At 61.9% G+C, this 6,436-nt stretch carries 5 protein-coding genes; 4 read left to right on the plus strand and 1 reads right to left on the minus strand.

The genetic code is table 11. From position 1 onward, the window contains the following. Positions 1–116: 116 nt before the first annotated feature. The gene (locus B7G66_RS16675; protein ID WP_003621580.1) at positions 117–2,015 is read right to left on the minus strand and encodes an alginate export family protein; all 1,899 of its coding nucleotides are present in this window, start codon (positions 2,013–2,015) and stop codon (positions 117–119) included. 414 nt (positions 2,016–2,429) lie between these two features. Here B7G66_RS16675 and B7G66_RS16680 point away from each other — a divergent pair, with 414 nt between their 5' ends. From B7G66_RS16680 to B7G66_RS16695, 4 genes are read left to right on the plus strand one after another with little or no spacing between them, the layout of a single operon-like run. Then, a complete protein-coding gene (locus B7G66_RS16680; RefSeq protein WP_003621581.1) occupies positions 2,430–3,455 on the plus strand; it encodes a sulfate ABC transporter substrate-binding protein in 1,026 nt (341 codons plus the stop codon). A gap of 11 nt (positions 3,456–3,466) precedes the next feature. Then, positions 3,467–4,402: a sulfate ABC transporter permease subunit CysT gene (cysT, locus tag B7G66_RS16685; RefSeq protein WP_003621582.1), complete on the plus strand. Its 936-nt coding sequence runs from the start codon at positions 3,467–3,469 to the stop codon at positions 4,400–4,402. Continuing rightward, on the plus strand, positions 4,399–5,214 hold the full coding sequence (locus B7G66_RS16690; RefSeq protein ID WP_003621583.1) for a sulfate ABC transporter permease: 816 nt from the start codon (positions 4,399–4,401) through the stop codon (positions 5,212–5,214). The genes cysT and B7G66_RS16690 overlap by 4 nt, the downstream gene beginning before the upstream one ends. Next, positions 5,211–6,347: a sulfate/molybdate ABC transporter ATP-binding protein gene (locus B7G66_RS16695; RefSeq protein ID WP_003621585.1), complete on the plus strand. Its 1,137-nt coding sequence runs from the start codon at positions 5,211–5,213 to the stop codon at positions 6,345–6,347. Before B7G66_RS16690 ends, B7G66_RS16695 begins: the two co-directional genes overlap by 4 nt. Positions 6,348–6,436: the final 89 nt, after the last annotated feature.

A 6,436-nucleotide genomic window follows, 5' to 3' on the forward strand; every position in this document is an offset into this window, starting at 1 on the left:
AAAGTTTTTGGTGAAGCTTTTTCCAAAAAGCTTCAGAAGACGCCACATTTTTGAAAAAAGACAGCACCCAGAAACTTTTATGATCTTTTATCAATGATCTGTTTTCAAACAGCCTCTCAGAAGCGGAAGACGAAGTTGGACTGGTAATATGTACCGCTCGACCCGCCTGCATCGTTCAGGGCGCGTGACGTCATGAAGCGCGAGACATATTGCGTCCATGACAGATGTGTATTGATCTGCCATGCCAGTGACGCCTGTGGGGCCATGCCGATGAACTTGCCGCCGAAATTCCCTGCAAAGCTGTAGGCGCCAGAGGATTTGTAAACCCGGTCATTGGTGCTGTCGCGCCAGAACAGGGGGAATTTGACCTGGAGGCTGACGGATTTGAACGGCGTGATACGCACCAGTGGCGCGACACTGATGAGGTTGGACGCAGTCATGTATGTCGTGGTGTCGAGATAGTTGGTCTGCGGATTGAAGGGCGAGATATAGGTGCCGATATCTCCATTTTTTCTGGCGTCATTGCCACCTGAATAAATATCCGTCTGCACGCCGGCGAAGGTATGCAGCCTGTCCTTTGGCACACGGTACCCAACGATGGAATTGATGGCATAGGCGCTGACATTGCGGGCGATATTGGTTTTGGCATATCGGAACACGCCGCCCTGCCATACCGCGCCGACGGAAAATTCGATCGGCCCGGCCTGCCCGTGCCAGCGGACGCCGAAATTGTTCCGTGTGTTCGAACCCGTCGCCGTGCCCGTCTGCGTCGCGATCGCGCCAGAGGAGCCGGAGAGTTTATAGCCGATATAAAAGGCATCGACGAAGGAATAGCCACGTTCGCCCAGGAAACGGAAATCCGGTGGCGCCCATGTGGTGTCGAACCCGTACAGCCGCGTGGAATAGTTTTCGGTGTCGTGGAACATCTTGTTCTGGCTGTCGTTCGTCTGCACGAAATCCCAGCCGTCGATGCGGATGCGTTTCCAGATGGCATAGGCGCGGAACCCGTCCCATGACAGCGGCACATTGGGTGTTTCACGGTTATAAAGCATGTAAGACGGTGCATCGAGGAACTGTTGCCGCCCGAACATGAACCCCGTTTTCGCACCCAGCAGGTTCCACCGTGTTTCCACAAATGCCTGTTGCGCATCCAGACGCTTGCGATAGGTGGAGCCATATCCATATCCGCCCCACCCGCCCGCATCGGCGTTGATCAGTTGCCCGAAAAACCGCAGGTGCGATCCGATATGCAGGTCCGCGCCATACAGGTTGCGCACGCCAAAGCGGCCTGAATCATTGGGTTTTTGCGTGCCAAGGTTGGGACGTGTCTCGAACCAGTTACGCAGCCGCGTCTCGCCTGAAAAACTGATCCATACCTGCCCGTCAGGGGTCAGCGGAATATATTTCAGCACGTCGAACGGGTCGGTATGTTTTGTGCTGTTGCGCAGGCGGCTCCAGTCCTCGGCCCACGGGGCGATGCCGTACTGACCCACCGGGCCAAAGCCCGCGGATTCCCCGTTACCGCGATTGAACACGCCCCAGTCATAGGGATGGCCGTTGATGCGGTTCTGCGCACCGGTCATGACGATGGGCTGCCCCACCGGGTTGGCATGGGGATAGGTCTGGATGGGCGGGCGTGGGCCAACATGCACCATCATGCTTTCAGGCTGTGCGGTGCCGGTGGTGGAATGTATGGCGGCGGGATTGGCCGATGGCGTCACGGGCGCGCGCGCCATGGTGCGTGGCGACAGCGGGTGCGCCGTGTGTGGGATCGTGCCCGATATTGTGCCCTGCACTGCATTTGGGGGTGCGCCCAGTGTGCTCGTATCCAGTGTGCTTGTGCCCTGTGTGGTCGCTCCCTGTGTTGTCGCTCCCTGCGCGCGCGTGGCCGTCATCATTCCCCATGACAGTACCGCAAGCGGTGCGACAAGCAGGCAGCGCGCATTCCATGAAAGGACGGATGCGAAACGAAAAGGCGTCGCGCCTGCTGTGGCTGACCGTGGCAAGGGTGTCATGGGAAAACCATTTCGGTGGACAGGAAGGGAAAAGCGGAAGGAATCTGGTTCATATCCGTAATGGGATTTTATAATACGGTCAATAAAGTTAAATTATAAAACACATCAAAATATGAGTGCTTAATGCCGACACGCAGATCCACTTTTTTGCATCATGTTTATAACATATTGAAATTAAATTATAAAAATTGAAACATCCATGCCTGCCGCAGGGGTATATACAACATATATAATTCGTTAATTTATGCGAAACACGCCGTTGGAAGATGATTATTGACAGGTTTCAGGGGCGTGGATTAGAGTATTAAACGATATAAAATGGTTTAATTATCCCCGCCATGCGTCACCCTTATGGCTGGCCATCCTGGGGAAAGACCCGTCAACGACGTGACGCCGCCTGGAAAGAACTGTTCCATGAAGCCATCATTCCTTTCGAGCCGCCGTGGTTTCCTTCAGGCCGGGCTGGGCTGTGCCGCGCTGCTGGCGGCGCGGCCGCGCGCGGCGTGGGCTGCGACGACATTGCTGAATGTGTCATATGACCCCACGCGCGAATTGTATCAGGAGGTAGACCGCACCTTTGCCGCGCAATGGGCGCGCACGCATGGCGGCGCGCCGGTGGTGGTGCGCACGTCGCATGGCGGGTCCGGCGCGCAGGCCCGTTCGGTGCAGGAGGGCGCGCCCGCCGATGTTGTGACGCTTGGCCTTGCCTATGACATCGACATGCTGGCGGCGGTCGGCCTGCTGCCTGCCAACTGGCAGGGATTGCTGCCGCATAATTCGACGCCATTTACCAGTACGATTGTCTTTCTTGTGCGCAAGGGCAACCCAAAGGGCATCCATGACTGGCCCGACCTGGTGCGTGACGGGGTGCAGGTCATCACCCCCAATCCAAAGACATCGGGCGGCGCGCGGTGGAACTATCTCGCGGCATGGGGCTGGGCGTTGCGGCAGCCGGGCGCGACGCCCGATACGGCGCGGGCGTACCTGCGGTCGCTGTTTGCGCATGTGCCGGTGCTTGATACCGGTGCGCGCGGCGCGACCAACAGCTTTGTACAGCGCGGGACCGGTGATGTCCTGCTGGCGTGGGAGGATGAGGCCCTGATGGCCGCGCGCGACATCGGGCCGGACCAGTTCGACATGGTCGTCCCGCCGCTGACGATCCTTGCCGAACCGCCCGTCGCGGTGGTGGAACGCAATGCAAAGGCGCATGGCACGCTGGACCTTGCGCGTGCCTATCTTGATTTCCTGTTCACCGATGCGGGACAGCGGATCGGGGCGAAACATTATTTCCGCCCGGTCACGCCCTCCATCCTTGCTGAAAACCGCGCCACCTTTGCCGACACCGCGACATTCGACATCGCCTCGCTTGGCGGATGGACGCAGGTGCAGAAAACGCATTTCGCCGATGGCGGTGTTTTCGACGGTATTTATGCCCGATGACATCCGGCCCGATGACACCCGCCCATGATATGGACGGTGGTGGTATGGCCGGACATGGCGCGGCGCGGCAGGGCGCGGGCGGGCACGCTCCGTTCACGTTGTGGCGGCGGCGGCGTGACGGGCTGCCGGGTTTTGGCGTCGGGCTGTCGCTGACGCTGGGGTGGCTGGGTGTGCTGGTGATCCTGCCGCTGCTGGCGTTGCTGGCGCGCCCATGGGCACAAGGGGTCGGCAGTGGTCTGGGTGCGTTCGCCCATATCGTCCATGACGGGCGGATGCTTGCCGCCCTGCGGGTCAGTTTCGTGTCCGCGCTGGTGGCCGCGGCACTTGATGTGGTTGCGGGTGTGGTGATCGCATGGGGGCTGGTGCGGGCCAGGGTGCCGGGATGGCGCGTGATCGACGCGCTGGTGGAACTGCCGTTCGCGCTGCCGACCGCGGTGGTGGGCATTACGATGGCGACGTTATATGGCCCGCATGGATGGGTTGGCGCGCCGCTGTCGCATCTGGGGATGAAGGTGGCGTTCACGCCGTTGGGCATTGTCGTGGCGCTGATGTTTGTGGGGCTGCCGTTTGTGGTGCGTACGGTTGTCCCGGTCCTGCGCGCCCTCCCGCCCGAGGCGGAGGAGGTGGCGCGCACCCTTGGCGCGACCCGTGCGCAGGTGGTGGCCCGCGTGGTCATGCCCGCGCTGTATCCCGCGTTGCTGACGGCGTTCGCGATGGCGTTCGCCCGTGGGGTGGGGGAATATGGGTCGGTCATTTTCATCGCCGGGAACCAGCCGTACCATACCGAAATCGCCCCGCTGCTGATTGTCATCCGCCTGCAGGAATATGACACGCAGGGGGCCAGCCTGATCGGGCTGGTGCTGGTGGCGATCGCGATGGCGTCGCTGGGTGTGATCGCATGGGTGCGCCGCCATGTCGGGCGTGGCGGTGCGGGGGGCGCGATATGAGCGGCCGGGTCGGGCGATGGGGGTTTGCCGCCCTTGTGTGGGGAATGGTGGGGATGATGGTGGTGCTGCCGCCGGTGATGGTGTTCGCCGGGGCGCTGGCGCACGGGCTGCGCGCGGCATGGGATGGCCTGTGTGATCCCGATGCGCTGTCGGCCATCCGGCTTACGCTGCTCATCACCGCGCTGGCGGTGGCGATCAACAGCTTTTTTGGCGTGATGGCGGCGTGGACGCTGACGCGGTTTTCGTTTCCGGGGCGGGGGCTTGCGATCGTGCTGGTGGAACTGCCTCTGAGCGTATCGCCCGTGGTGGGGGGGCTGGTGTGGCTGCTGGTGTTCGGCACGCAGGGATGGTGGGGGGCGGCGCTGGAACGCTGGGGCTATCCCGTTATGTTTGCGCCACCGGGCATCCTGCTGGCGACGTTGTTTGTCACGTTTCCCTATGTCACGCGCACGATGATGCCGATGCTGCGCCATATGGGCCGCGCGCAGGAGGAAGCCGCCGTGATGCTGGGGGCGGGCATGTGGCGGGTGCTGTGGCATGTCACGCTGCCGGGCGCGCGGGCGGCCCTGTTGTCGGGGGTGCTGATGACGACGGCGCGGGCGATGGGTGAATTCGGCGCGGTATCGGTGGTGTCAGGCCATATTCCCGGCCTGACGGAAACGATGCCGCTGCATATCGAGACATTGTATAACGGATACCAGACGGTCGCGGCCTTTGCGATGGCGGCGCTGCTTGCGCTCATGGCGATGGGCGTGGTCGCGGTGCGGGGCCTTGTCGAACGCACGGCCCTTCGGATGGGGAAAATCGCATGAGCGTACGTCTGGAACATCTGGTGCGCAGGGTGGGCGGACGCCCGATTGTCGATGATATCTCGCTGGAGGTTGAAACCGGCAGCTTTACCGCCCTGCTTGGCCCGTCGGGCGCGGGCAAGACGTCGCTGCTGCGTATCATTGCGGGGCTGGACGGGCATGATGCGGGCTGTGTGTTCCTGAATGGCGCGCGCGTGGATATGCTGGAGGCACGTTCGCGCAATATCGGCTTTATGTTCCAGAATTACGCCCTGTTCGATCATATGACGGTGGCGCGTAACATTGCGTTCGGCCTGTCGATCCGCCCCCGCAAAACACGTCCCACCCGCGCGCAGATCGCCGCGCGGGTGGAGGAACTGCTGGACCTGATGCACCTGCCGGGCATGGGCGGGCGGTATCCGCATGAACTGTCGGGTGGACAGCGGCAGCGTGTCGCGCTGGCGCGTGCGTTGGCGACGGGGCCGCGTGTGCTGCTGCTGGATGAACCGTTCGGTGCGCTGGACCCGCTGGTGCGGCGCAGTATCCGGGGGTGGTTGCGTGACGTGCATGACCGGCTGGGCCTGACGACCATTCTTGTCACCCATGACCGGAACGAGGCCTGCGAACTGGCCGATACCATCGCCCTGATGCGCGATGGCCGCATTGTGCAGTCCGGCACGCCGCAACAGCTGCGCGATGCGCCGGCCACCCCCTTTGCCATGGCGTTCATGCAGGATGTGACCCGCCTGCCCGGCCGGGTGGCGGCGGGCCTGTTCATTGCGGACCTGCCCGATATGCGTCCCGTCCCCGCGCAGGGGCCGGATGGGCGCGCCGAACTGCTGGTGCGGGCGGGGGATGTGCGGCTGTTGCCGGGGCAGGGGGCCGCGACGGCGTGGCTGCGCCAGACATACGGACCGATTGGTACATTCGATGTCATGAGCGGACCGGACACGTTGCGCCTTGACGCCCTTATCCCACCGGGGGCGGCGCGGATTGTCGTGAACTGCGCGCTTGATGCATCCGCCGGGCGGGTGGCGCGCGATGGGCAATGGCTGGGTGGTGCCGGTGATGGTGGCGACAGTGATGATAACGATGATGGGGAAATGACGGATCCCGCCTGTATCGCGCCGGTCGTTGCAAACCTGTCGAAGCCCTGATCTGCATATCAGAGATTGTTTGAACGTAACTCATCGATAAAAAATAAAAGTTTTTGGGTGCTGCCTTTCGATCGAAAAAGGCGGCGTCT

This window comes from Novacetimonas hansenii JCM 7643 (genome assembly GCF_000964405.1).
Classification (GTDB): Bacteria; Pseudomonadota; Alphaproteobacteria; order Acetobacterales; family Acetobacteraceae; genus Novacetimonas; species Novacetimonas hansenii.

Bases quoted from the DNA above. Each gene is read 5' to 3' on its own strand.
- B7G66_RS16675 (WP_003621580.1), bottom strand. From the start codon at position 2,015: ATGACACCCTTGCCACGGTCAGCCACAGCAGGCGCGACGCCTTTTCGT.
- B7G66_RS16680 (WP_003621581.1), top strand. From the start codon at position 2,430: ATGAAGCCATCATTCCTTTCGAGCCGCCGTGGTTTCCTTCAGGCCGGG.
- B7G66_RS16690 (WP_003621583.1), top strand. From the start codon at position 4,399: ATGAGCGGCCGGGTCGGGCGATGGGGGTTTGCCGCCCTTGTGTGGGGA.
- cysT (WP_003621582.1), top strand. From the start codon at position 3,467: ATGACACCCGCCCATGATATGGACGGTGGTGGTATGGCCGGACATGGC.
- B7G66_RS16695 (WP_003621585.1), top strand. From the start codon at position 5,211: ATGAGCGTACGTCTGGAACATCTGGTGCGCAGGGTGGGCGGACGCCCG.